Here is a 24783-nt window from a genome sequence, read left to right as displayed (position 1 = left end):
CGTGACCACGACCACGACCACGACCGCGCCCGCACCGCCCGCCGCCGTCGCGGAGGAGCACCAGGTACGGCGACGACGACGGCTGTCCCCCGGGAAACGGCTGCCCGCCACCCGGATCACCGGCCCGCTGCTGGTGCTGGCGCTGTGGGCCGCCGCCTCCGCCACCGGACGGCTGGACCCCGGCGCGATCCCCGCGCCCTGGACCGTGGTGGAGACCGGGGTCCGGCTGTGGACCGAGGGCACCCTCCCCCGCGACGTCCTCACCTCGCTGCAGCGCGCCGGGGCCGGGTTCGCCATCGGTCTCACGGCGGGCATCGTGCTCGCCCTGGCCTCGGGGCTCAGCCGGATCGGCGAGGCGCTGATCGACGGCAGCGTGCAGCTCAACCGCGCGGTGCCCACGCTGGGTCTGATCCCGCTGTTCATCCTCTGGCTGGGCATCGGCGAGACCTTCAAGATCGCGATCATCGCCATCGTCGTCTACGTCCCGATCTACCTGAACACCCACGCCGCGCTGTCGGGCATCGACCACCGGTTCGTGGAGCTGGCGGAGGTGCAGGGCCTGTCCCGGTTCGCCTTCGTCCGGCAGGTCGTCGTGCCGGGCGCGCTGCCCGGCTTCTTCGTCGGGCTGCGGCTCGGCGTCACCGGGTCCTGGCTGGGCCTGGTCGTCCTCGAGCAGATCAACGCCACCAGCGGACTCGGCTACATGATGTTCCAGGCGCAGAACTACGGCCAGACGGACGTCATCCTCGTCGGTCTGGTCGTCTACGGCCTCTTCGGCCTGGTCTCCGACACCGCCGTCCGCGCGATCGAACGGAGGGTGCTGTCATGGCGCCGCACACTGAGCAGCTGACCCGGCCGGCCGTACGGCTGCGCGGCCTGACCCGGTCCTTCGAGGGGCGCACCGTCCTCGACGGCGTCGACCTGGACCTGCCCGCCGGTCAGTTCACCGCGCTGCTCGGGCACAGCGGCTCCGGCAAGAGCACGCTCCTGCGGGCGATCGCGGGCATCGACCACGGGGTGGCCGGCAGCGGCACCCTGACCGCGCCCGGGCGGGTGTCGGTGGTGTTCCAGGACTCCCGGCTGCTGCCCTGGCGCCGGGTGCTGCCCAACGTGCTGCTGGGCCTGGACGGCGAGGACGCCGAGGAGCGCGGCCGGGCCGCGCTCGCCGAGGTCGGTCTCGGCGGCCGGGAACGCGCCTGGCCGACCGAGCTGTCGGGCGGCGAGCAGCAGCGGGCCGCCCTGGCCCGGTCTCTTGTGCGGGAGCCCGAACTGCTGCTGGCGGACGAGCCGTTCGGGGCGCTGGACGCGCTGACCCGGATCAAGATGCACGCGCTGCTGCGGCGGCTGTGGGAGCGGCACCGGCCGTCGGTGCTGCTGGTCACGCACGACGTGGACGAGGCGATCGTCCTCGCGGACCGGGTGCTGGTGCTGGAGGACGGCCGGATCGGGCTCGACCTGACGGTCGACCGTGACGGCCCGCACGCCCACGGCGGGTACCGGACCCGGCTGCTGAAGGCGCTCGGCGTCTTTGAGGACGCCCCGTGACGGCCCTTCGCCCGCACCGCGCCCGACGCACGCCTCAGCAGCCCCGCACCGAGAAGGGATCCCGCATGCCCAGACAGCTCCATCTGAACGCCTTCCTCATGAACACCGGGCACCACGAGGCGTCGTGGCGGCTGCCCGAGAGCGACCCGTACGCCCATGTCGACCTGGACCATCACGTGCGGCTGGCCCGGACCGCCGAACGGGGCACGTTCGACTCGCTGTTCCTCGCCGACGGTCCCCAGCTGTGGAGTTCCGTGGCACAGCGTCCCGCCGGGGCGCTGGAGCCGCTCACCCTGCTCACCGCGCTGGCGACCGCGACCGAGCACATCGGGCTGATCGCGACGGCGTCCACGTCCTACAACTCGCCCTACAACCTGGCCCGGAAGTTCTCCTCCCTGGACATCGTCAGCAAGGGCCGGGCCGGGTGGAACATCGTCACCACCGCCGGCGCCGGGGCGGCCCGCAACTTCGGCCTGGACGCCGAGCCCGCGCACGCCGAACGGTACGCGCGTGCCGCCGAGTTCCTGGACGTCGCCCGTCTGCTGTGGGACAGCTGGGAGGACGACACGGTCGTCGCCGACAAGGCGGCCGGGGTGTGGGGCGACGACGCCAGGATCCACCCGCCGCGCCACCGGGGCACGTACTTCCGGGTCGAGGGCGCGCTCAACGTGCCGCGCACCCCGCAGGGATATCCGCTGCTGGTGCAGGCCGGGTCGTCGGAGGACGGCAAGCGGTTCGCGGCGCGGTACGCGGAGGCCGTGTTCACGGCCCAGCAGACCCTGGCCGACGCGCGGTCCTTCTACGCCGACCTCAAGGCCCGTACGGCGCGGGCCGGACGCGACCCCGACCACATCAAGGTGCTGCCCGGCATCGTGCCGGTCATCGGCTCCACCGAGGCCGAGGCGCGGCGTCTGGAGCGGGTGCTGGAGGAGCACATCGTGCACGAGCACGGGGTGGGCCGGCTGGAGGAGCTGCTGCGCCTCGCCCCGGGGACGCTCGACCTGGACGGCCCGCTGCCCGACGACCTGCCCTCGGAGGACGAGATCGAGGGCGCCAAGAGCCGTTACACGCTGATCGTGGAGCTGGCCCGGCGCGAGCGGCTCACCGTGCGGCAGCTCGTCGCGCGGCTGGGCGGCGGGCGCGGGCATCTGACCTTCACCGGCACCCCCGAGCAGGTCGCCGACACCATCGGCCGGTGGTTCGCCGAGGGCGCCGCCGACGGCTTCAACATCATGCCCCCCGTACTGCCGTCCGGGCTGGAGACCTTCGTCGACGAGGTCGTCCCGATCCTGCGCGCCCGCGGCCTGTTCCGCACCGAGTACGGCCCCCGGCGCACCCTGCGCGAGCGCTACGGCCTGCCGCGCCCCGCCAACCAGCACGTCACCGCGCGCACCCCCGAGGCGGCCCCCGCGGCCGCGCTCGTCCGACACCCCTGAAGGAAGGAACACCCTCATGTCCGACCTCCGGATCACCAAGGTCACCGCGAACATCGGCGCCCGCGTCTTCGGCGTCGACCTCTCCCGGCCGCTGGACGACGCCACCGTCACCGCGCTGCGGGACGCCCTGAACGAGCACAAGACGCTCCTCTTCGACGACGTCCACCTGGACGACGCCGGGCAACAGGCCTTCGTGCGGCACTTCGGCGAGATCACCGGCGCCCATCCGACCGTGCCGGCCGTCGAGGGCGCACCCGGCGTGCTGCCCGTCGACAGCGGGCGCGGGCGGGCCGCCAACAACTGGCACACGGACGTCACCTTCGTCCTCAACCCGCCGCAGGCGACCTCCCTGCGCAGCATCACGATCCCGCCGTACGGGGGTGAGACGCTGATCGCCAACGCGGCCGCCGCCTACCGCGACCTGCCCGAACCGCTGCGCCGGCTGGCCGACACCCTGTGGGCCGAGCACACCAACGACTACGACTACGCCGTGCCCGAGGAGGCGGTCGACGAGGACGAGGCGGCCCGGCGCGCCCAGTTCACCTCCGTGAAGTACCGCACCGTCCACCCGGTGGTGCGGGTGCACCCCCTCACCGGGGAGCGCGGGCTGTTCATCGGCGGCTTCGCCCAGCGGATCGTGGGGCTGTCGAGGGGCGAGTCGCGCAAGGTGCTGAATCTGCTCCAGGCGTACGTCACCCGGCCGGAGAACGTGGTGCGCTGGCGCTGGGAGCCGAACCAGTTGGTGCTGTTCGACAACCGCATCACCCAGCACTACGCGATCGACAACTACGACGGTCTGCCCCGCCGCCTGCACCGGGTCACGGTCGCCGGTGACGTGCCGGTCGGCATCGACGGCAAGGAGTCCTACGTGATCGAGGGGGACGCCTCGCACTACACGAGCGTGGCGAAGGTGCCGGCCGCGGCCTGACGGTCACCCCGCAGTGAGCGGACTGTAACCCTCCGCTTGACTGTCGTCCACATGCTGGGCGGCCGCCCCGGGACCGCCGGGCGGCCGCCCAGACTGGGGGCGTTTTTGTCGTCTTCCCCCCATTGGACGAGCCGCGCCCATGCCCCTCACCACGGTCGAGACGCCCGCCGACAGCGACGGCGTCTCCCTCTCGCACGGCCTCAAGCAGCGCCACCTGTCGATGATCGCCCTCGGCGGGGTGATCGGCGCCGGACTGTTCGTCGGCTCCGGCGCGGGCATCGCCGCCGCAGGCCCCTCCATCGTGATCGCCTACGCCCTCTCCGGCCTGCTGGTCATGCTGGTGATGCGGATGCTGGGCGAGATGTCGGCCGCGTATCCCTCCTCCGGGTCCTTCTCCTCGCACGCCGAGCGGGCCATCGGCCCCTGGGCCGGGTTCACCGCCGGCTGGGCGTTCTGGGTGCTGCTGTGCACCGCGGTCGGCCTGGAGGGCATCGGCGCCGCACAGATCGTCCACGGCTGGCTGCCGGGCACACCCGAGTGGGCGTGGGTGGCGCTGTTCATGGTGGTGTTCTGCGGGACCAACCTCGCGGCGGTGAAGAACTTCGGCGAGTTCGAGTTCTGGTTCGCCGCGCTGAAGGTCGGCGCGATCACCCTGTTCCTGGTGCTGGGCGTGCTGGCACTGGCCGGTGTGCTGCCGGGCACCGACTCGCCGGGCGGCTCCAACCTCACCGAGCTGATGCCGGGCGGCGGCGAGGGCCTGGTCATCGGCCTGCTCGCGTCCGTCTTCGCCTACGGCGGCCTGGAGACGGTGACCATCGCGGCCGCCGAGTCCCAGGACCCGGTCCGCGGCGTGGCGCGCGCGGTGCGCACCGCGATGTGGCGGATCGCCGTCTTCTACGTCGGCTCGATGGCGGTCATCGTCGCCCTCGTCCCCTGGGACTCCCCGCAGGTGGTGGAGGACGGCCCCTACGTCGCCGCCCTCGACCGGCTCGGCATCCCCGGCGCCGGGCAGCTGATGAACGTGGTCGTGCTGGTGGCGCTGCTGTCCGCGATGAACGCCAACATCTACGGCGCCTCCCGCATCGGCTACTCGCTGGTGGCACGCGGCCAGGGCCCCAAGTGGCTGGGCCGGGTGTCGGGCGGGGTGCCGCGCGTCGCCGTGCTGGCGTCCTCCGTCTTCGGCTTCCTGTGCGTGCTGCTGAGCTACTGGCGGCCGGACGACGTCTTCGCCTGGCTGCTGAACATGATCGGCGCGGTGATCCTGGTCGTGTGGATCTTCATCGCCGTCTCCCAGCTGCGGCTGCGCCGCCGCCTGGAGCGCGAGACGCCGGAGAAGCTGACCGTACGGATGTGGGCGTTCCCGTGGCTGACCTGGGTGGCGCTGGCCGGCATGGCGGCGGTCTTCGTGCTCATGGCCCGCGAACCGGACACGCGGGTGCAGCTCTACTCCACCGGCGCGATGACGCTGGCGCTGGCGGCGGTCGGCTACGCCTGGCAGCGGGCGCGCGAGCGCCGCTGACGCGCCCTTCCATCGGAAGCCCCCGCGAGGTGCGACTCGCGGGGGCTTCCGGTATACGGCATTCCGGGCCACCGTGGCGCAATGGCGACACCCAGAAGACTGACGCTGCAATGCTCAACGTGCCGCGACCGGCATCCTCACCGCCTGCTGAGCCGCGAGGAGGAGGCTGTGGCCAAGCGACAGCTGGGCCTCAGGGCCGTGCACGACTTCTGGATCTGCGAAAACGTGGTGGACACGGAAACCGGCGGACAGTGCCGGACGTTGCGCCGGTGGGCGCAGATCAGACCGTTCCCCAAGCCGGTCAAACTGCTGCCTCCGGACTGACGTCCGTCACAGGTTGCTGAAGTCCGGCCCCTTCGTGCGGGTGCGCTTGATCTCGTAGAAGCCGGGGACCGAGGCGACCGCGAGGGTGCCGTCCCAGAGGCGGACGGCCTCCTCGCCCCGGGGGGCCGGGGTGACGACCGGGCCGAAGAAGGCGATCTCCTCGCCGTCGGGGCCGGGGACCGCGATCACCGGGGTGCCGACCTCCTGGCCGACCTTGTCGATGCCCTCCTTGTGGGAGGCGCGCAGCTGCGGCTCGTACGGGGTGGAGTCCCAGTGCTCCATGAGGGAGTCGGGCAGCCCGACGTCCTTCAGCGCCGCCGCGACCGTCTCCTTGCCCGGGCCCTCCCCCTTGTTGTGGATGCGGGTGCCGAGCGCGGTGTAGAGGTCGCCGAGGACCTGCGGCCCGTGCTCCTCCTGTGCGGCGATGACCACCCGGACGGGGCCCCAGGCCTTCACCTCGAGCATCTCGCGGTACTCCGCGGGCAGCTCGTCCAGCTTGTCCTCGTTGAGGACGGCGAGGCTCATCAGGTGCCAGCGCACGTCCAGGTCGCGCTGCTTCTGCACCTCCAGCACCCAGCGGGAGGTCATCCAGGCCCACGGGCACAGCGGATCGAACCAGAAGTCGACGGGCGTGGCGTGAGACTTGTCCGACATGTCGCTCCTCGAGAAGGCAGTGTTCCACCCTGGCAACGCCGTGGCTCGCCCCGGCCATTCCCGGCTGACCCGCGTCAGGGGCGCATGGCAGGATCGGTGCTGTCCATCCCTGTCGACGACGCATGAGGAGTCCGCCCGTGCCCGGTGAGAACCTGACCCGTGACGAGGCCCGGGAGCGGGCAGCGCTGCTGTCCGTCGACGGGTACGAGGTGTCCTTGGACCTGCGGTCCGCGACCGGCGAGCACGACGGCGACGGACCGCGCACCTTCCGGTCGGTCACCACCGTGCGGTTCCGCTGCGCCGAGCCGGGGGCGAGCAGCTTCGCCGACCTGATCGCGCCCGCCGTGACGTCCGTGTCCCTCAACGGACGGGACCTCGACCCGGGCCAGGTCTTCGACGGCAGCCGCATCCTCCTGGAGGACCTGGCCGCCGAGAACGAGCTCGTGGTGGACGCGCAGTGCGCCTACTCCCGCACCGGCGAGGGCATGCACCGCTTCGTCGACCCCGAGGACGGCGAGGTGTACCTGTACACCCAGTACGAGCCGGCCGACGCCCGCCGGGTCTTCGCGAACTTCGAGCAGCCCGACCTCAAGGCCCCGTACCGCTTCGAGGTGCGGGCGCCCGAGGGGTGGACGGTGTGGAGCAACGGCGTGGGCGACCTGGCCGACGGCGTCTGGCGGTTCGCGGAGACCAAGCCGATCTCGACGTACATCACGTGTGTCGTCGCGGGTCCGTACCACTACGTGACCGATCACTACGAGCGGGTCTTCGAGGACGGCACCCGGCTGGAGATCCCGCTCGGCGCGATGTGCCGCAAGGGCCTCGCCCCGCACTTCGACGCCGACGACGTCTTCCTGGTCACCAAGCAGGGCCTGGACTTCTTCCACGACCACTTCGACCACCCGTACCCCTTCGGGAAGTACGACCAGGCGTTCGTGCCCGAGTACAACCTGGGCGCGATGGAGAACCCGGGGATGGTGACCTTCCGCGAGGAGTTCATCTTCCGGGGCAAGGTGACGCAGGCCTCCTACGAGGGCCGGGCCAACGTGATCCTGCACGAGATGGCGCACATGTGGTTCGGCGACCTGGTCACCATGGAGTGGTGGGACGACCTGTGGCTGAAGGAGTCCTTCGCCGACTTCATGGGCGCGTTCGCCCTGGTCGGCGCGACCCGCTTCACCGACGGCTGGATCACCTTCGCCAACCGCCGCAAGGCGTGGGCCTACCGCGCGGACCAGCTGCCCTCCACGCACCCCGTCACCGCCGACATCCGCGACCTGCAGGACGCCAAGCTCAACTTCGACGGCATCACCTACGCCAAGGGCGCCTCGGTGCTCAAGCAGCTGGTGGCGTACGCCGGCCAGGACGCGTTCCTGGAGGGCGCCCGCCGCTACTTCAAGCGGCACGCCTACGGCAACACCCGGCTCGGCGACCTGCTGTCGGTGCTGGAGGAGACCAGCGGGCGGGACATGGCCGCGTGGTCGCGGGCGTGGCTGGAGACCGCCGGGGTCAACTCCCTCACCCCGCAGGTGCTGTTGCGTGCGGACGGCACGGTCGACGAGCTGGCCGTCGTGCAGGAGGCCGCCGAGTCACATCCCGAACTGCGTCCGCACCGGGTCGCGGTGGGCCTGTACCGGCGCACCGCCGCGGGCACGCTCGAGCGGTACGCGCAGGCCGAGACGGACGTCGAGGGCCCGCGGACGGTCGTCGCGGAGCTGGCGGGCGCGGACGCGCCGGAGCTGGTGCTGGTCAACGACGACGACCTGACGTACTGCAAGACGCGCTTCGACGACACCTCGCTGGCCACGCTCCGAGAGGCCCTCGGCGACCTCACGGACCCGCTGGCCCGCGCGCTGTGCTGGTCCGCGCTGTGGAACATGACGCGCGACGCGCTGCTGCCGGCCCGCGACTTCATCGGGCTGGTGCTGCGGTTCGCGGGCCGGGAGACCGACATCGGCGTGCTGCAGATGCTGCACGCCTGGGCGGAGTCGGCGGCCGTGCACTACACCGCGCCGGAGCGGCGCGAGGAGGCCGGGCGGCGGCTCGCCGAGGGCGCGGCGGAGCAGCTGCGCGCGGCCGGCGAGGGCAGCGAGCAGCAGCTGGCGTGGGCGCGGTTCGTCGCCCGCGTGGCGTGCGCCGAGGCCGACTTCGAGCTGCTGGCGTCGCTGCTGGACGGCACGGAGACGCTGCCGGGTCTCGAGGTGGACCAGGAGCTGCGCTGGGCGTTCCTGGAGCCGCTGGCCGCGCACGGGGCGGCGGACGAGAAGCGGCTGGACGAGGAGCTGGCGCGGGACGACACCGCGTCCGGCCGCCGCCACCACGTCCGCTGTCTGGCGGCCCGCCCGTCGGAGGCGGTCAAGGCGCAGTGCTGGGCGCAGGTCGTGGAGTCGGACGCGCTGTCCAACGCGCTGGTGGAGGCGACGATCGCGGGTTTCGCCCAGCCGTCCCAGCGGGAGCTGCTCGCGCCGTACGCGGAGAAGTACTTCGCGGTGATCGAGCGGGTGTGGACGGAGCGGTCGATCCAGATCGGCATGGACGTGGTCCGCGGTCTGTTCCCGTCCTACGAGGACTCCGAGGAGACCCTGGACGCGACCGACGCGTGGCTCGCGGCGCACGAGGACGCGGCGCCTGCGCTGCGGCGTCTTGTGCTCGAGGCGCGGGACGACTTGGCGCGCGCCCTGCGGGGCCAGGCGTGTGACGCCGCGGCGGGCTGAGACTCCCGCGTCTCATCTGCCCCGGGGCCGCGCCCCGGACCCCGCTCCTCGGACGCCGGAGGGGCTGACATGTCAGCCCCTCCGTGCAACCACCGTTACCGAACGCGGGCATTCGGCCCCGTAACCCCACCCCTCACCCGAACGGACCAGCGGCTTTCGGTATCCGAACAAGCGTCCTTTAGTGCGGGCTTGTCCGGGTTCGTCGACGGACGTGTAACAGGGGTTCGGAGGGCGGCCGGAGGCGGGAAATTGCCGGTCATGAACCACAACACCCCCCTCTCCCCGCGCCCCTTGCACCACCTCGCCACCGGCACCGGACGCCGCGTGCTGACCCACACGCAACTGCGGGCGCACGGCGTCTCCGCCGCGGAGGCCGGAGAGCAGTGCCGTCCCGGCGGGCCCTGGCAGCAGCTCCTGCCCGGTGTGGTCCTGCTGCACCCGGGGCCGCCGACCAGCGAGGAGCGGCTGCACGCGGTGCTGCTCTACGCGGCCCGGGAGCGGACCGTGAGCGTGCCTGTGCAGCCGGGCCGGGACGAGCCGCCCGCCTCCCCCTACGGCGAGGCGATGATCACCGGGCTGGCCGCGCTGACCCTGCACGGCTTCACGTCCGCTCCCCCGCTGCCGTCCCAGGAGACGTTCGACGTGCTGGTGCCGCGCCTGCGCCGGCTGCGGTCGACGGGCTGCGCCCGGGTCGTGCGGGCGGCCGCGCTGCCGGTCCCGGAGCAGGTCACGGGCCTGCCGGTGGCCCCGGTCCCGCGCGCGCTTGCGGACGCGGTGGCGGGCCTGAAGGACGCGGTCGTGGTGCGCCGGCTGCTGACGGAGGCGGTGCGCGGCGGACACTGCGAACCTGCGGCGGTCGTCCGGGAGCTGACGGCCGCGAAGCTGCTGAACCGCCCGCACGTGGTGGACGCGGTGGACTCGCTGCTGGCCGAGGGGCGGGCGCTCGCGGAGTCCCGGCTGTACCGGATGGTCCGCGAGTACGGCCTGCCGGACCCGTGCTGGAACGTGGACCTGCGTCTGCCCGGCGGCCCGCACCTGGGCGGCCTGGACGCGTACTGGCCGGAGCAGGCGGTGGCGGTGGAGCTGGACACCCGCGCGCCCCGGCCGGGCGGGCGGCCGGAGGACGACGCCGAGTGGGAGGAACACGCCCGCAAGCGTGAGCACCTGGAGCGCCTGGGCATCACGGTCGTGCACATCACCCCGCGCAAGCTGCGGGACGCGGCGGAGCAGCAGGCGGCGGTGGTCCGCACGGCCCTGATGGCGTCGGCGGACCGCGACCCGGCGGCGTACGTCGTCGTGCTGCCCCGCTAGTGCGGCGGCCTGACGCGTCGAAGGGGGAGGGCGGACCGCCGGGGAGCAGAACGCGCCCCGGCGGCCCGCCCCCAGGTCAGTCGCCGCAGTACTCCGCCTCGATCACCGCCTCGGGGTCCCCGGCCCAGTCGCCGTTGAAGTTGAAGGCCACGGAGTGGCGCCCGTCGCGGGTCGTGACGGCGTCGGAGGTGGAGCCGTGGATGCCGCCGCCGTGGCCCCAGACGGTCACCCCGCAGCTCAGCTCGGTGCTCATCAGGCCCAGCCCGTAGCCGTTCCTGTCGTTCACGGCCACCGTGTCGGTCATCTCCTCCAACTGCTCCTCGGGCAGCAGCCGGCCGGTGAGCAGGGCACGGTAGAAGCGGTTGAGGTCCTTGGAGTCGGAGATCATTTCGCCCGCCGAGGAGGCCATGGACGGGTTGAGCCGGGTGACGTCGTGGACCGGACCGCTGCCGTCCTCGGTGAGCTTGCCGTAGGCACGGCTGCTGGGCCCGGGCACGCCGGTGCGGGTGCCGGGGACCGAGGTGCCGGTGAGGTGCAGCGGCGCGATGACGCGCCGGCGGATCTCCTCGCCGTAGGGGCGGCCGGTGGACTTCTCGATCACCAGTCCCGCCAGCACGTAGTTGGTGTTGGAGTAGTTCCATCCGGCGCCGGGCGCGAAGTCCGGCTCGTGGGACATCGCGACGCGCACCAGGTCCTCGGGCGCGAGGGTGTCGTAACGGTGCTTGAAGAAGCCCTCCTCGAGGAAGTACGTGCGGCCGAAGTCCTCGTCGGCCGTGTAGTCGAAGATCCCGCTGGTGTGGTTGAGCAGCTGACGCACGGTGATCCGGGTGCCGTCGTGGCCGTTGCCGGTGACCAGGCCGGGCAGCCAGGAGTCCACGGTGTCGTCCAGCGACAGCCTGCCCTCGGCCTCCAGCTGCAGCAGCACCGTCGCCACGAAGGTCTTGGTGATGCTGCCGACCCGGTAGCGGTCGTGCGGGGAGCGCGGACGCTCCGTGCGCAGGTTCCCCACCCCGGCGGTGGTCGTCCACACGCCGCGCCGGTCCTCCGCCCGCAGCGTCACGCCGGGCACCCCGCCCTCGACCGCGGCCCGCACCGCCCGGGCGGTGGCCCGGTGGTCGCCGCTGTCCCCCGTGCGGTCCCCACCGGGTCCCGCCGCGACCGCGGGGGCCGCGAGGGCCGCCGAGAGGGCCACCGCCACCGCTGTCACCGCCGTCGTCCGCATCCGCTTCCGCATGCCCGTGCCTCCCCTGTCCGTCGTGCGTGGTCGCGGGGAGGGACCGCGCCGGGGTGCGGCGGGGTTGCCACGGCTCGTGGCGGTTGACCGGGTTTCGGCCGTTCCGCGCGACCGCGTGGGCGTCACCCCAGGCCGGCTTTCGGATGCCCCGACGCGGGGCGTTCGCGCCACAGCCGCAGGGCGGTGTCGATCAGGCCGACACGGGCGAGGCCGGGGACGGCGTCGAGGCGCTGCCAGGCGGCGAGTTCGGTGGAGCCGTCCACCTCGTTGCGCAGCTCCCCGCCGGCGATCCGGGCCTCGTAGACCAGCCGCAGGCCGTGGTGGTCGACCGGGCGGCGGAAGCGGCCGGGCAGGGTGCGGCGGCTGGAGTCGATCCCCAGGAAGCCGGTGACCTCGACGAGGTAGCCGGTCTCCTCCTCCAGTTCGCGCCGCACGGTGTCGTAGGGGTCCTCGCCGTGTTCCATGCCGCCTCCCGGCAGCACCCACTCGGGGGCGCCGTCGTCGTCCCGAGATTGGGCGAGCAGGAGGTGTCCGTCGCGCACCACCACGGCGTAGGCCGCCACCCTCAACGTCCGTCGCATCGCCGGACGGTAACCCGGGCGGCCGGGGTTGCGCAGGGGAGTATTCGGGCGGGTCCGCACTGTGGACACCCACCCTGCATGAGCATGACGGACTTGCCCGCTTCGGGCGTGATCTCCCCATACGGGCATCGGGGGTTTTCCCCACACCTCTCCCGGCCTTCCGGCCAACCCTCGCCAAACATCGGCCCTTTACGCGAAGCTCATCGATCGTCCGGTAGTGCATTCCGGACCCCCACGACCAGGACCGATCACCCCTGGCCGCTCCCGATCGTTCGCTCCTTGCAAGGGATGCCGATGACCAACTCCCCGCAGCGCGCCCCCATATCGGGCACCAGACGTGCGGTCCGCATAGCCGTCGCCGCCGGTCTCGTCGCCGCGCTCTCCGCGGCCGGGCCGGTCCCGCTGGCACTCGCCGCCGACAGCCCGGCCGCCGCCCCGGCCGACGCGGACGTCAAGTCCGCCCACGACAAGCTCGGCTCGCACGACGCGGAACTGCTCGCCGAGGCCAAGGCCGAAGGCACCAAGCACGTCACGATGATGATCGCGACGGCCCCCGGGAAGACCGCCCAGGTCACCGACGAGATCGAGTCCGTCAAGGGCGCCTCGGTCGGCCGCTCGGACGACAAGCTCGGCTACGTCCGCGCCACCGTGCCCACCGGCAAGGCGGACGCGGCCATCGCCGCCGCCACCAAGCTCTCCTCCGTGCACGGCGTCGACCTGCGGGACGAGATCCCGCTCGACGACCCCACGCCGGCCGGCGACACCACGAAGGCCGCCAAGGGCAAGGGCGGCAGCGCCAAGAGCTACCCCGCGCCCGACCGGAAGACGCCCGCGAAGAACCCGTACAACCCGTCCTTCGAGACGGGCGCCGTCGACTTCGTGAAGAAGAACCCCAAGGCGGACGGCCGCGGCGTCACCATCGGCATCCTCGACTCCGGCGTCGACCTCGGCCACCCCGCACTGCAGAAGACGACCACCGGCGAGCGCAAGATCGTCGACTGGGTCACGGCGACCGACCCGATCGTGGACAGCGACCAGACCTGGCGCCCCATGGTCAACGCGGTCTCCGGCCCGGCCTTCACCTACGGCGGCGCCACCTGGAAGGCCCCGCAGGGCTCCTACCAGGTCAGCCTCTTCCGCGAGTCGTACACCACGGGCGGCGACGCGGCCGGCGACGCCAACCGCGACGGCGACACCACCGACGTCTGGGGCGTGCTCTACGACCCGGCCGCCGGCACGGTCCGCGTCGACCTGAACAACAACCAGGACTTCTCCGACGACACCCCGATGAAGCCGTACAAGGACGGCTTCCAGATCGGGTACTTCGGCACCGACGACCCGAAGACCGACGTCGCCGAGCGCCAGCCGTTCGTCGTGGAGATCCGCAAGGACGTCCCGATGGACCCCTACGGCGGCGACTGGGTCGGCAAGAAGGCCGACTTCGTCAACATCGGCGTCATCGAGTCCGAGCACGGCACCCACGTCGCCGGCATCACCGCCGCCAACGGTCTGTTCGGCGGCAAGATGAACGGCGCCGCGCCCGGCGCCAAGCTGGTCTCCTCCCGCGCCTGCACCTGGTCCGGCGGCTGCACCAACGTCGCCCTGACCGAGGGCATGATCGACCTCGTCACCAAGCGCGGCGTCGACATCGTCAACATGTCCATCGGCGGTCTGCCGGCGCTGAACGACGGCAACAACGCCCGCGCCGAGCTGTACACCCGCCTGATCGACACCTACGGCGTCCAGCTGGTGATCTCCGCGGGCAACTCCGGCCCCGGCGCCAACACCATCGGTGACCCCGCCCTGGCCGACAAGGTCATCTCGGTGGGCGCGTCCGTCTCCAAGGAGACCTGGGCCGCCAACTACGGCTCCGAGGTGAAGACCTCGTACGCGATGATGCCGTTCTCCTCGCGCGGCCCGCGTGAGGACGGCGGCTTCACGCCGACCCTGACCGCGCCCGGCGCGGCGATCAACACCATCCAGACCTGGCTGCCGGGAGCCCCGGTCGCCGAGGCGGGCTACTCCCTGCCGGCCGGTTACGGCATGCTGCAGGGCACCTCGATGGCCTCGCCGCAGGCCGCCGGCGCCTCCGCGCTGCTGCTGTCCGCCGCGAAGCAGCAGCGCATCGATCTCACCCCGGCGACGCTGCGCACCGCCCTCACCTCCACCGCCGAGCACATCAAGGGTGTGCAGGCCTACGAGGAGGGCGCGGGCCTGATCGACGTCGTGGACGCCTGGAAGGCGATCCGCAAGGGCGCGACCGCGCACGAGTACACGGTGAAGGCGCCGGTCGACACCGCGATCGACCAGTTCCTCAAGACCCCGGGCCACGGCACGGGTCTGTACGACCGTGAGGGCGGTCTGAAGGCCGGCCAGAAGAAGACGTACGACATCACCATCACCCGTACGACCGGCCCGGACCGCGCCGTCCGCCACGAGCTGGACCTGGCGAACAACGCGGACCGCACCTTCCGCGTCGTCGGCGGCGACACCGTCTCGCTGCCGCTGAACAAGCCGGTGACCGTCAAGGTCCAGGCGCAGCCCCGCTCGGCGGGCATCAAGAGCGCGATCCTCGAGGTCGACGACCCGCGCACCGAGGGCGTGGACCGGCAGATCCTCACCACCGTGGTGGTCTCCACCCCGCTGAAGTACACCTACTCGGCGAAGGGCACCGCCCAGCGCAACAGCACCACCTCCTACTTCGTCACCGTGCCCGAGGGCGCGAAGACGCTGGAGGTCGCGATGAGCGGGCTGAAGGCGACGAGCCAGACCCGGTTCATCTCCATCCACCCGTACGGTGTGCCGTCCGACCCGACCTCGACGGTCAACTGCTACCCGAACTACAGCAACCCGGCGAACACCTGCCGGCCCGACGTGCGCTCGTACGCGGACCCGCAGCCGGGCGTGTGGGAGATCGAGGTCGAGGCGCGCCGCACCTCGCCGCTGCTCGACAACCCGTACACGCTGGACGTCGCCGCGCTCGGCGCGGCCTTCGACCCGGAGACCGTCACGGTGCCCGAGGCGAAGGTCGGCACCCCGGCCGGCGTCGACTGGACGGTGACCAACGAGGCCGCCGCGATCGACGGCAGGCTGGTCGGCGGACCGCTCGGCTCGTCGAAGACGGCCCGTCCGTCCATCGGCACCGGTGACGTCCACACCACCACGGTGGAGGTGCCCGAGGGCGCCGCGTCCCTGGACGTGTCGATCGGCAACGTCTCCGACACCGCCGCCGACCTGGACCTGTCCGTGTACGACGCCTCCGGCACCCGGGTCGCGCAGTCCGCGGACGGCGACTCGGAGGAGTCCGTCTCCATCGCCTCCCCGAAGCCCGGCACGTACACCGTCAAGGTGGACGGCTACTCGGTCCCGGCCGGCACGACGGAGTACGACTACCTGGACGTGTTCTTCTCCGCCACGCTCGGCGCCGTCACCGTCGACGAGTCCGCGCCGGTGAAGCTGGGCACGGGCGCCAAGGCCACCGTCTCCGGCGAGGTCACCGTCGCCGCCGCGGCTCCCGAGGGACGTGCGTTCTTCGGCCGTGTGCAGCTGGTGAACGCGCGCGGCACGGTCGCGGGCGTCGGCAGCGTGGCGATCGAGAAGGTCGTCCCGTAGCGGACCGGTAGGCACAGGATCACCCACGAGGGGCGGGCGTCCGCAGGGGCGCCCGCCCCTCGCCGTGCCGGCCCGGCGTCTCAGCCGCAGGCGAGGCCGCGCGACTCGGACGCGGCGACGGCGAGCCCGGCCCGCAGGAGGGCGATGTCCTCCTCACCGGTCACCACCGTGTCCGGGTAGGGGCCCCCGTCCGTCGTGCCGACCAGCACCCGGTCGCCCGGGCGCAGCGGGACCTCCCCGGCGTCGCGCAGGAACGCCACCGGTCCGTCGCCCTTGTAGTACCGGGTCGCCCGCACGGTGATCCGGGACGTTCCGGCGGCTCCCGGCACCCGCTCCACCGCCGTCACCTCACCCTCGGCGACCAGACGCGCGCAGGCGAGGTAGCCGGGGGTGCCGAAGGCGCGGGATCCCGCGTCCTCCTTGGCGTCCGCCCCACTTCCGGCGTCCGAGGCGACGCCCCGGTCCGCCGAGCCGGCCGTCGTGCCGTTCTGCGACACCAGCCAGCCCAGTCCGAGGACGAGACTCGCGGCGGCAGCGGCGGCGAGCCCGCCGAGCGCCGGCTTCAGCGGCCGGAGCCGGGGCCTTCGCCCGAGCGGCGTGGCGGGCGCGGTCCGTGCGGGGCGCGGCCCGGCCGCCCCGGCGTCCTCGGCCGGCCGCTCCCCGGCAGGAGCGGCCTCTTCTCGCCCCGCCAGCGCGTCCCCGATCAGCGTGAGCTGCTCCCGGAGCACCGCGAGGTCGGCGAGCGCGGCGTCCCGCGCCGCGAGGAACCCGGCGTCCTCCCGGACCCCCTCGGGCGGCGGCTCGTCGAACAGGGCCGCCGCGAGCGCGTCGTGCCCCTGGCTTCCGTGCCCGGCGTCCTCCCGGAACGGGTCCTTGTCCCCGCTGTTGTCGTGGGCGGTCACGTCACACCACCTCGTCCTCGTGCAGGCGGGCGCGCAGGGCCCGAACCGCCGTGTGCAGCCTGCTCTTGACCGTGCCCTCCGGGACGCCGAGCTGCTCGGCTATCGAGCGCACCGGCAGGTCGGCGTAGAAGCGCAGGACGACGACCTGACGCTGCGCGTCGGGCAGCGCGTCCAGGCCCCGCGCGACGGCCAGCGACAGCACGCTGGTCTCCTCACCGGACGGGGCCTGAGCGGGCCGCAGCGCGGCCAGCCGCTCCCCCACCCGTTCCTGCCGCCGTTTGGCCCGGTGCCAGTCCATGGCGAGGTTGGAGGCGACGACCGCCGCCCACGCCGAGACGTCCCGGGGCGCCTCCCTGCCGCTCGCGGCGCGTTCCAGCAGCCGCAGGCGGACCTGCTGCACCCCGTCCGGCAGGTCCGCCTGCGGCACTCCCCCGAGTGCGAGCACCGCCCGCACCCGGCGCTCCTGCGCCGCGTCCAGCGGGTCGTCGTCGGCGACGTACGGCCCGCGGCCGCGCCGGGTTCTTCCGCGCAGCACCGCTCACCCCCCTCACGCTGTTTCTCCTACGACGCGGCGGGCCTGCGGAACGTTCGGACGGATCCGCTGGGCCGGCCGAGGCGTACGTCACACCTTCGTGTGGACGGGGTCGGCCTGGGCAGGGGTCCTTGCGGCCGACGGCCCGCGCGGGGGGAATTTCTGCAGCTCAGATGGGTTGACGCCGAAGGTCCGCAACCGGCGCCCGGAGCGCGTTCGTCCCACTGTGCGGGCGGTCGTGGCAAAGAATTGGACAGCCGGGGCGTGGTCGGCCGCATGATGGAACTGCCCCGTCCAGGCACATCAGGTACGCGTGAGACGCAGTAGGGAGTCGTCGTGAGGGTCGGAATCGTCGGAGCCACCGGTCAGGTGGGCACGGTCATGCGCAGGATCCTCAAGGAGCGGAACTTCCCGGTCACGGAGCTGCGCCTGTTCGCCTCGGCCCGTTCCGCGGGCACGGAGCTGGACGGTGTGACGGTGGAGGACGCCTCCACCGCCGACTACAGCGGCCTGGACATCGTGCTGTTCTCCGCGGGCGGCGCGACCTCGAAGGCGCTGGCCGAGAAGGTCGCCTCGCAGGGCGCCGTGGTGATCGACAACTCCTCCGCCTGGCGCAAGGACCCCGAGGTCCCCCTGGTCGTCTCCGAGGTCAACCCGCGCGCGATCGCGAACCGCCCCAAGGGCATCATCGCCAACCCGAACTGCACGACCATGGCCGCGATGCCGGTGCTGCGTCCGCTGCACGCGGAGGCGGGCCTGGAGGCGCTGGTCGTCGCCACGTACCAGGCGGTGTCCGGTTCCGGTCTTGCGGGCGTCGCGGAGCTGCACGGCCAGACGCAGAAGGTGGTCGACGAGGCCGACAAGCTGACGCACGACGGCGCGGCGGTCGACTTCCCCGAGCCCGGCGTCTACAAGCGCCCCATCGCCTTCAACGTGCTGCCCTTCGCCGGCAACCTCGTCGACGACGGTCTGAACGAGACCGACGAGGAGCAGAAGCTGCGCAACGAGTCCCGCAAGATCCTGGACATCCCCGGGCTGAAGGTCTCGGGCACCTGCGTGCGCGTCCCGGTCTTCTCCGGCCACTCGCTGCAGATCAACGCCCGGTTCGCCCGCCCGATCAGCCCGGAGCGCGCGACCGAGCTGCTGGCCGAGGCGCCCGGCGTGGTCCTCACGGACATCCCGACCCCGCTGCAGGCCGCCGGCCAGGACCCGTCGTACGTCGGCCGCATCCGCCGCGACGAGACGGTGGAGAACGGTCTGGCGCTGTTCGTCTCCAACGACAACCTGCGCAAGGGCGCGGCCCTGAACGCGGTGCAGATCGCGGAGCTGGTGGCGCAGGAACTGAGCGCCTGACCGGCGCACCGGCACGAGGAGAGGCGGGCGTCCCCGGAGGGCGCCCGCCTCTCGCCGTTCCGCCGGCCGGGTGAGCGGCGGTCAGCCCCGCCGGACCTCGTAGAGGAAGCAGCCGTACTCCACGGCCCGTACGTGGACCAGCGCCACGGCCGGGTCGGCGAACGCCTCGCGCAGGGCGGGTACGAAGTCCTCCGATGCCTGCACCAGCAGCCCGCCGAGGATCCGCCCGTCGGTGGAGTAGCGGCGCAGGACGCGGTGCGCCGAGGTGAAGGGCAGGCCCTCGTCCTCGGGTCCCGCGCACCCGTCCGCGTGGACGAAGACGGGCCCCTGTTCGTCGTACGCGCCCGGGTCGACGCCCGTCTCCGACGCCCAGCGGCGCAGGGGCGCGTAACTCACGAGGGCGATCCGCTCCCCCGGACGGCTGCGGCGCAGACAGCAGCGCAGGGGGGAGCCGCCCTCGCCGTCGGTGAGGGGAACGGCCGGACGGCCGGCGTCGTCACGGACCAGCAGCTCCTTCACGACCTGCGGCGGAACGGCCCGTACCAGCGATGTGTGGGTGCTCATGCCCCCACCTTCGCCCGCCCTTCCCTCTCCCCGCTGGCGGCGATCGGACGTCGAGCCCGACACGTCCCCCTTCCGACACAGGGGTATCCCCATGCCTGCGGTTTCGTCATCGCGTGATGCCGATCCCGCGTGGAAGGATGGCGCAACCCACACATATCGAGGAGATGACCGCGTGCCTGGCACAAACCTGACCCGCGAAGAGGCGCAGCAGCGGGCGAAGCTGCTGACCGTTGACTCGTACGAGATCGAGCTCGATCTCTCCGGCGCGCAGGAGGGGGGCACCTACCGCTCCGTGACTACGGTGCGCTTCGACGTCGCCGAGGACGGCGCGGAGTCCTTCATCGACCTGGTGGCCCCCGCCGTCCACGAGGTCACCCTGAACGGTGACGCGCTGGACCCCGCCGAGGTCTTCGCCGACTCCCGCATCGCCCTGCCCGGCCTGCTGAGGGGCCGCAACGTGCTCCGGGTGAGCGCCGACTGCGCGTACACCAACACGGGTGAGGGCCTGCACCGCTTCGTCGACCCGGTGGACGGCCAGGCGTACCTGTACACGCAGTTCGAGGTGCCGGACGCCCGCCGGGTGTTCGCGAGCTTCGAGCAGCCGGACCTGAAGGCGACGTTCCAGTTCACGGTGAAGGCGCCGGAGGGCTGGACGGTCGTCTCCAACTCCCCCGCGCCGGAGCCGAAGGACAACGTGTGGGTCTTCGAGCCGACCCCGCGCCTGTCGACGTACGTCACGGCGCTGATCGCCGGCCCGTACCACTCGGTGCACAGCGTGTACGAGAAGGACGGCCGGTCGGTGCCGCTCGGCATCTACTGCCGGCCCTCGCTCGCCGAGTACCTCGACGCGGACGCCATCTTCGAGGTGACCCGGCAGGGCTTCGACTGGTTCCAGGAGAAGTTCGACTACGCCTACCCGTTCGAGAAGTACGACCAGCTGTTCGTGCCCGAGTTCAACGCGGGCGCGATGGAGAACGCGGGCGCGGTCACCATCCGCGACCAGTACGTGTTCCGTTCGAAGGTGACGGATGCGGCGTACGAGGTGCGCGCGGCCACGATCCTGCACGAGCTGGCGCACATGTGGTTCGGCGACCTGGTCACCATGGAGTGGTGGAACGACCTGTGGCTGAACGAGTCGTTCGCCACCTTCGCGGAGGCCGCCTGCCAGGCCGACGCGCCCGGCTCCAAGTGGCCGCACTCGTGGACGACGTTCGCGAACCAGATGAAGACCTGGGCCTACCGCCAGGACCAGCTGCCGTCCACGCACCCGATCATGGCGGACATCCGCGACCTGGACGACGTCCTCGTCAACTTCGACGGGATCACGTACGCCAAGGGCGCCTCCGTGCTGAAGCAGCTCGTCGCCTATGTCGGCGAGGACGAGTTCTTCCGGGGCGTGCAGGCGTACTTCAAGCGCCACGCGTACGGCAACACGCGCCTGACCGACCTGCTGGGCGCCCTGGAGGAGACCTCCGGGCGCGATCTGAAGACCTGGTCGAAGAAGTGGCTGGAGACGGCCGGCATCAACGTCCTGCGTCCCGAGATCGAGACGGACGACGCGGGCGTCATCACCTCCTTCGCCGTCCGCCAGGAGGCCCCGGCGCTGCCCGCCGGCGCGAAGGGCGAGCCGACCCTGCGCCCGCACCGCATCGCGATCGGCCTGTACGACCTGGACGAGGCGACCGGCAAGCTGGTCCGCGGCGACCGGGTCGAGCTGGACGTCGACGGCGAGCTGACCGCCGTGCCGCAGCTCGCGGGCAAGCGCCGCCCGGCGGTGGTCCTGCTCAACGACGACGACCTGTCGTACGCCAAGGTCCGCCTGGACGAGCAGTCCCTCGCCGTGGTCACCGAGCACCTGGGCGACTTCGGGTCGTCGCTGCCGCGGGCGCTGTGCTGGGCCTCCGCCTGGGACATGACCCGCGACGGGGAGCTGCCCGCCCGCGACTACCTGTCGCTGGTGCTGTCGGGCGTCGGCAAGGAGTCCGACATCGGTGTCGTGCAGTCGCTGCACCGGCAGGTGAAGCTGGCGCTCGACCTGTACGCCGACCCGGCCGCCCGTGAGACCCTGCTGGCCCGCTGGACCGACGCCACGCTGGCCCACCTGCGGTCCGCCGAGCCGGGCAGCGACCACCAGCTGGCGTGGGCGCGCGCGTTCGCGGCGACCGCCCGCACCCCGGAACAGCTTGACCTGCTGGAGGCTCTGCTCGCCGGCACGCAGACCGTGGAGGGCCTGGCCGTCGACACCGAGCTGCGCTGGACGTTCGTGCAGCGGCTGGCGGCGGTGGGCCGGTTCGACGAGGCGGAGATCGCCGCCGAGTACGAGCGGGACAAGACGGCGGCGGGCGAGCGGCACGCGGCCACCGCGCGGGCGGCCCGCCCGACGGAGGAGGCCAAGGCGGCGGCGTGGGCCTCGGTCGTCGAGTCCGACAAGCTGCCCAACGCACTCCAGGAGGCCGTCATCGCCGGCTTCGTGCAGACCGACCAGCGCGAGCTGCTGGCGCCGTACACCGACAAGTACTTCGAGGCGCTGGCGGACGTGTGGGCGTCCCGCTCGCACGAGATGGCCCAGCAGATCGCCGTCGGCCTCTACCCGGGCATCCAGGTCTCCGGCGAGACCCTGGACAGGACGGACGCCTGGCTGGCCTCCGCCGAGCCGGGCGCGGCCCTGCGCCGCCTGGTCTCGGAGTCCCGCGCGGGCGTGGAACGCGCTCTGCGCGCGCAGGCGGCGGACGCGGCGGCGACGTCGGCGTAACGCGGTCCTGACAACGAGAAGGGGCGCCCGGCTTCCCGGCCGGGCGCCCCTTCCGTCATGTCGCGGATTGGACCGGCGCGCCCGCCTCGGCGGCCTCCCAGGCAGCCTCGGCCATCCGGAAGATCTCGTCCACCGCGGTCTCCGGGTCGTCCGCCTCCCGGGCCAGTGCGAAGGCGTCCACCACGAACCGGGCGAGCGCCCGGCAGGCGACGGCGCCGCGCGGCGCGCCCGGTTCCGCGGCGAGGGCGGCCGCCAGGGTCTCCGCGTGCCGCAGCCGCATGGAGCCCTCGTACTCCCGCAGGGCGGGCGAGGCGTCGATCATCCGCCACACGGGGGCGGCCTCGTCGGCCAGGCAGTGGCGCACCAGGGCGTGCGTCTCCCGGCGCAGGGCGGGCACGAGCGGTGCGCCGGGCGCGCGGTCGGTCACCGCGCGGGCGAGGCGCCGCTCGAAGTCCGCGTCCCGCTCGAACACCAGGGCCTCCTTGGAGGCGAAGTGGGAGAAGACGGTGGTGACGGCCACGTCGGCCTCGGCGGCCACGTCCCGGATGCCCACCGCGTCGTACCCGCGCTCCAGGAAGAGCCGCAGGGCGGTGTCGGCGATCTTCTGACGTGTGGCGGCCTTCTTGCGCTCTCGACGTCCGGACGGCGGCTGCTCGGGCATGTTTCAAACGCTAGCAGATACAAAACCCTAACGACTCCAATGAGCTAACCGTTAGTGTTACGGTCGACGGCATGAAGAAAGTGAGCTACGCCGAGTTCGGCGGCCCCGACGTCCTTCGCCTCATCGACGCCGACAAGCCCCACGCGGGCCCGGGAGAGATACGCATCGCCGTGCGCGCGGCCGGGGTGAACCCCGTCGACTGGAGGATCCGGGAGGGCCAGATGCGTCCGGCCCTCCCGGCGTCCCTGCCCTCGGGCGTCGGACTGGACGCGGCAGGTGTGGTGGACGAGGTCGGCGAGGGCGTCACGGACGTGGCGGCCGGTGACCGCGTCTTCGGCGAAGGCACCGACACCTACGCCGAGTTCGCGGTGCTGCACGCCTGGGCCCGGATGCCCGAGGGCCTCCCCTTCGAGGAGGCGGCCGGCTATCCGTCGGTCATGGAGACGGCCCTGCGCGTCCTGCGCGAGTGCGGCATCCGCCCCGGACAGACGCTGCTGGTCAGCGGCGCGTCGGGCGGGGTCGGCTCGGCGGTGCTGCAGATCGCCCGCGACCGCGGCATCACGGTGGTCGGCACCGCGGGGGCGGCCAACCTGGCGTACCTGCGCGGCCTCGGCGCGCACGCCACGACGTACGCGGAGGGCTGGCCGGAACGGGTGCGGGCGTTCACGTCGGTCGACGCGGCCCTCGACCTGGCCGGCGCGGGCGTCGTCCGCGAGCTCGTGGAGCTGACCGGGGAGCCGGCCAGGGTGGTCTCCATCGCGGACCGCACCGCCCCCGAGCTGGGCGTCCGCTTCTCGAACGTCGCGGGCAGCGTCCCGGACGCCCTGAAGGAGACGGTCCGCCTCCTCGAACAGGGCAGGCTCCACATCCCGGTGGAGAAGGCCTACTCCCTCGCCGAGGCGGCCGCCGCCCACACCGACAGCCGGGCGGGGCACACGAGGGGACGGCGGGTGATCGTGATCTGACCGCGCGGTGAGCCCTGCGCGTGCGATGGTCGCGGACCGGCGTCCCGCTGATCGGGGCGTGGGACGCCGATCCCTCACCTCCCGCCCCTCCCCGGCCCTTCACGCCGGACCTCGACCGGCAGGACGGGCGAGGGCCGGCGCCGGTGCGGGCCTGTGCCGATGTGCGGGGCCGGCAGCCGCTGACCAGGGAGGGCAGCCGGGGCAGGATCGTGTGGTGCGAGCCGGCTTCGGGCCGGCCCGGCTGACGGCCCCCTCAGCTGGCCCGCCACCGTCGCGCCGAAGGCCAGGGCCATACCGGCGAGTTGGAGAGCGGTCAGGCTCTCGTCCAGGACCGCCCAGCCCAGCACCGCCGCCGTCAGCGGGGACAGCGGGCCCAGCAGCGTGGCCTGGGTGGCGGTGAGGCGGCCGATGCCGCGGAACCACAGGCAGTACGCGACGGCCGTGTTGACCAGGGCCAGGTAGGCGTAGCCTCCGGCCGCGCCGGCGTCCAGGGCGGGCGGGGCGCCCTCGGCGAGAAGGGCGAGCGGGGCGATCAGCAGCCCGCCCGCGGTCAGTTGCCAGCCCGTGAGGGCGAGCGGGCCGACGCCCTCGGGGCGGCCCCACTTCTGCGTCAGCACCGTGCCCGCGGACATCGACGCCGTGGAGGCGAACGCCGCCGCCACGCCCAGCGCGTCCAGCGCCCCCGCAGCCTTCAGCACCACCATGCTCACGCCGAGCCCGGCGGCGGCCCCGGCCAGGACGTCCCGAAGCGCGGGCCGCCGCCCCAGCAGCAGCGCCGACAGGCCCAGCACCAGCAGCGGACCCACGGAGCCGACGACCGCCGCCAGTCCGCCAGGCAACCGGTACGCGGAGAGGAACAGCAGGGGGAAGAAGGCGCCGATGTTCAGCGCGCCCAGCACCGCCGCCTTCCACCACCACGCGCCGCGCGGCAGCACCCGGGCGACCGCGAGGAGCAGCAGCCCGGCGGGCAGGGCGCGGACCAGGGCCGTGAACAGGGGGCGTTCCGGCGGCAGGAACTCGGTGGTGACGACGTAGGTGGTGCCCCAGGAGACGGGGGCGAGGGCGGTGAGCGCGGCGACGGCGGCGCGACGGTGCGCGGGCATGGACACCCCTTCCGACAAGTGAGTGAGCCACAAGTAGCTTAGCTTTAAGCTACTTATCCGCAAGATACTTTCTTGCGGGCAACCCCTGCCGCG

At 72.7% G+C, this 24783-nt stretch carries 20 protein-coding genes; 12 read left to right on the top strand and 8 right to left on the bottom strand.

Annotated elements, in window-relative coordinates; translation table 11 throughout:
* Position 1: 1 nt before the first annotated feature.
* From ELQ39_RS21210 to ELQ39_RS21185, 6 genes are all read left to right on the top strand, one after another.
* Positions 2 to 850, top strand: a complete 849-nt coding sequence (locus ELQ39_RS21210) for an ABC transporter permease (RefSeq protein ID WP_242593438.1) — start codon at positions 2 to 4, stop codon at positions 848 to 850.
* The gene (locus tag ELQ39_RS21205; RefSeq protein WP_242593436.1) at positions 826 to 1545 is read left to right on the top strand and encodes an ABC transporter ATP-binding protein; all 720 of its coding nucleotides are present in this window, start codon (positions 826 to 828) and stop codon (positions 1543 to 1545) included. Before ELQ39_RS21210 ends, ELQ39_RS21205 begins: the two co-directional genes overlap by 25 nt.
* 65 nt (positions 1546 to 1610) lie before the next feature.
* On the top strand, positions 1611 to 2981 hold the full coding sequence (locus ELQ39_RS21200; protein ID WP_242593434.1) for an LLM class flavin-dependent oxidoreductase: 1371 nt from the start codon (positions 1611 to 1613) through the stop codon (positions 2979 to 2981).
* A 16-nt stretch (positions 2982 to 2997) separates the two neighbouring features.
* Positions 2998 to 3909 (top strand): TauD/TfdA dioxygenase family protein, encoded by a 912-nt coding sequence (locus tag ELQ39_RS21195; protein WP_242593432.1) that lies wholly within the window; start codon positions 2998 to 3000, stop codon positions 3907 to 3909.
* A 139-nt stretch (positions 3910 to 4048) separates the two neighbouring features.
* Complete coding sequence (locus tag ELQ39_RS21190; RefSeq protein WP_242593430.1) at positions 4049 to 5428, top strand: amino acid permease; 1380 nt, start codon at positions 4049 to 4051, stop codon at positions 5426 to 5428.
* A 168-nt stretch (positions 5429 to 5596) separates the two neighbouring features.
* Positions 5597 to 5752 carry a hypothetical protein gene (locus ELQ39_RS21185; protein ID WP_225643810.1) on the top strand — a complete coding sequence of 52 codons (156 nt, stop codon included), beginning with the start codon at positions 5597 to 5599 and terminating at the stop codon, positions 5750 to 5752.
* Between the two features lie 6 nt (positions 5753 to 5758).
* Here ELQ39_RS21185 and ELQ39_RS21180 read toward each other — a convergent pair whose 3' ends face one another.
* A complete protein-coding gene (locus ELQ39_RS21180; protein WP_190000638.1) occupies positions 5759 to 6406 on the bottom strand; it encodes a mycothiol-dependent nitroreductase Rv2466c family protein in 648 nt (215 codons plus the stop codon).
* A 137-nt stretch (positions 6407 to 6543) separates the two neighbouring features.
* On the opposite strand from ELQ39_RS21180, the gene pepN (ELQ39_RS21175) reads away from it, so the two are divergent.
* Both pepN (ELQ39_RS21175) and ELQ39_RS21170 read left to right on the top strand, forming a co-directional pair.
* Entirely contained in the window at positions 6544 to 9120 is a 2577-nt protein-coding gene (pepN, locus tag ELQ39_RS21175; protein WP_242593428.1) for an aminopeptidase N, read from the top strand.
* A 258-nt stretch (positions 9121 to 9378) separates the two neighbouring features.
* Positions 9379 to 10431 (top strand): hypothetical protein, encoded by a 1053-nt coding sequence (locus ELQ39_RS21170; RefSeq protein ID WP_190000640.1) that lies wholly within the window; start codon positions 9379 to 9381, stop codon positions 10429 to 10431.
* 76 nt (positions 10432 to 10507) lie between these two features.
* Here the strand turns inward: ELQ39_RS21170 and ELQ39_RS21165 are convergent, their stop codons facing one another.
* Together ELQ39_RS21165 and ELQ39_RS21160 are read right to left on the bottom strand one after the other, a co-directional pair.
* Positions 10508 to 11665, bottom strand: a complete 1158-nt coding sequence (locus ELQ39_RS21165; RefSeq protein WP_242593426.1) for a serine hydrolase domain-containing protein — start codon at positions 11663 to 11665, stop codon at positions 10508 to 10510.
* Positions 11666 to 11787: 122 nt separating this feature from the next.
* A complete protein-coding gene (locus tag ELQ39_RS21160) occupies positions 11788 to 12246 on the bottom strand; it encodes an NUDIX hydrolase (RefSeq protein ID WP_242593424.1) in 459 nt (152 codons plus the stop codon).
* 294 nt (positions 12247 to 12540) lie between these two features.
* Here ELQ39_RS21160 and ELQ39_RS21155 point away from each other — a divergent pair, with 294 nt between their 5' ends.
* Positions 12541 to 15858, top strand: a complete 3318-nt coding sequence (locus ELQ39_RS21155; protein WP_242593421.1) for a S8 family serine peptidase — start codon at positions 12541 to 12543, stop codon at positions 15856 to 15858.
* 80 nt (positions 15859 to 15938) lie between these two features.
* Here the strand turns inward: ELQ39_RS21155 and ELQ39_RS21150 are convergent, their stop codons facing one another.
* Entirely contained in the window at positions 15939 to 16760 is an 822-nt protein-coding gene (locus ELQ39_RS21150; RefSeq protein ID WP_242593419.1) for a hypothetical protein, read from the bottom strand.
* Position 16761: 1 nt separating this feature from the next.
* Entirely contained in the window at positions 16762 to 17295 is a 534-nt protein-coding gene (locus ELQ39_RS21145; protein WP_190000644.1) for an RNA polymerase sigma factor, read from the bottom strand.
* Positions 17296 to 17628: 333 nt separating this feature from the next.
* Between ELQ39_RS21145 and ELQ39_RS21140 the strand changes: the two genes are divergently transcribed.
* Positions 17629 to 18645, top strand: a complete 1017-nt coding sequence (locus ELQ39_RS21140; RefSeq protein ID WP_225628047.1) for an aspartate-semialdehyde dehydrogenase — start codon at positions 17629 to 17631, stop codon at positions 18643 to 18645.
* An 81-nt stretch (positions 18646 to 18726) separates the two neighbouring features.
* Here ELQ39_RS21140 and ELQ39_RS21135 read toward each other — a convergent pair whose 3' ends face one another.
* Positions 18727 to 19209, bottom strand: a complete 483-nt coding sequence (locus ELQ39_RS21135) for a DUF1203 domain-containing protein (RefSeq protein WP_242593417.1) — start codon at positions 19207 to 19209, stop codon at positions 18727 to 18729.
* A gap of 172 nt (positions 19210 to 19381) precedes the next feature.
* On the opposite strand from ELQ39_RS21135, the gene pepN (ELQ39_RS21130) reads away from it, so the two are divergent.
* A complete protein-coding gene (gene pepN / locus ELQ39_RS21130) occupies positions 19382 to 21961 on the top strand; it encodes an aminopeptidase N (RefSeq protein ID WP_242593415.1) in 2580 nt (859 codons plus the stop codon).
* A gap of 55 nt (positions 21962 to 22016) precedes the next feature.
* Here pepN (ELQ39_RS21130) and ELQ39_RS21125 read toward each other — a convergent pair whose 3' ends face one another.
* The gene (locus ELQ39_RS21125) at positions 22017 to 22622 is read right to left on the bottom strand and encodes a TetR/AcrR family transcriptional regulator (protein ID WP_242593414.1); all 606 of its coding nucleotides are present in this window, start codon (positions 22620 to 22622) and stop codon (positions 22017 to 22019) included.
* Between the two features lie 71 nt (positions 22623 to 22693).
* Here ELQ39_RS21125 and ELQ39_RS21120 point away from each other — a divergent pair, with 71 nt between their 5' ends.
* Positions 22694 to 23587 carry an NADP-dependent oxidoreductase gene (locus ELQ39_RS21120; protein ID WP_242593411.1) on the top strand — a complete coding sequence of 298 codons (894 nt, stop codon included), beginning with the start codon at positions 22694 to 22696 and terminating at the stop codon, positions 23585 to 23587.
* A 74-nt stretch (positions 23588 to 23661) separates the two neighbouring features.
* Here the strand turns inward: ELQ39_RS21120 and ELQ39_RS21115 are convergent, their stop codons facing one another.
* Positions 23662 to 24690 (bottom strand): EamA family transporter, encoded by a 1029-nt coding sequence (locus tag ELQ39_RS21115; protein ID WP_242593409.1) that lies wholly within the window; start codon positions 24688 to 24690, stop codon positions 23662 to 23664.
* Between the last annotated feature and the right edge of the window lie 93 nt (positions 24691 to 24783).

It is taken from the genome of Streptomyces sp. GB4-14, from assembly GCF_022696125.1.
Lineage (GTDB): Bacteria > Actinomycetota > Actinomycetes > Streptomycetales > Streptomycetaceae > Streptomyces > Streptomyces werraensis.
Note: the sequence above shows the minus strand (reverse complement) of the source record. Positions and strands in the feature narration are given on the sequence as shown.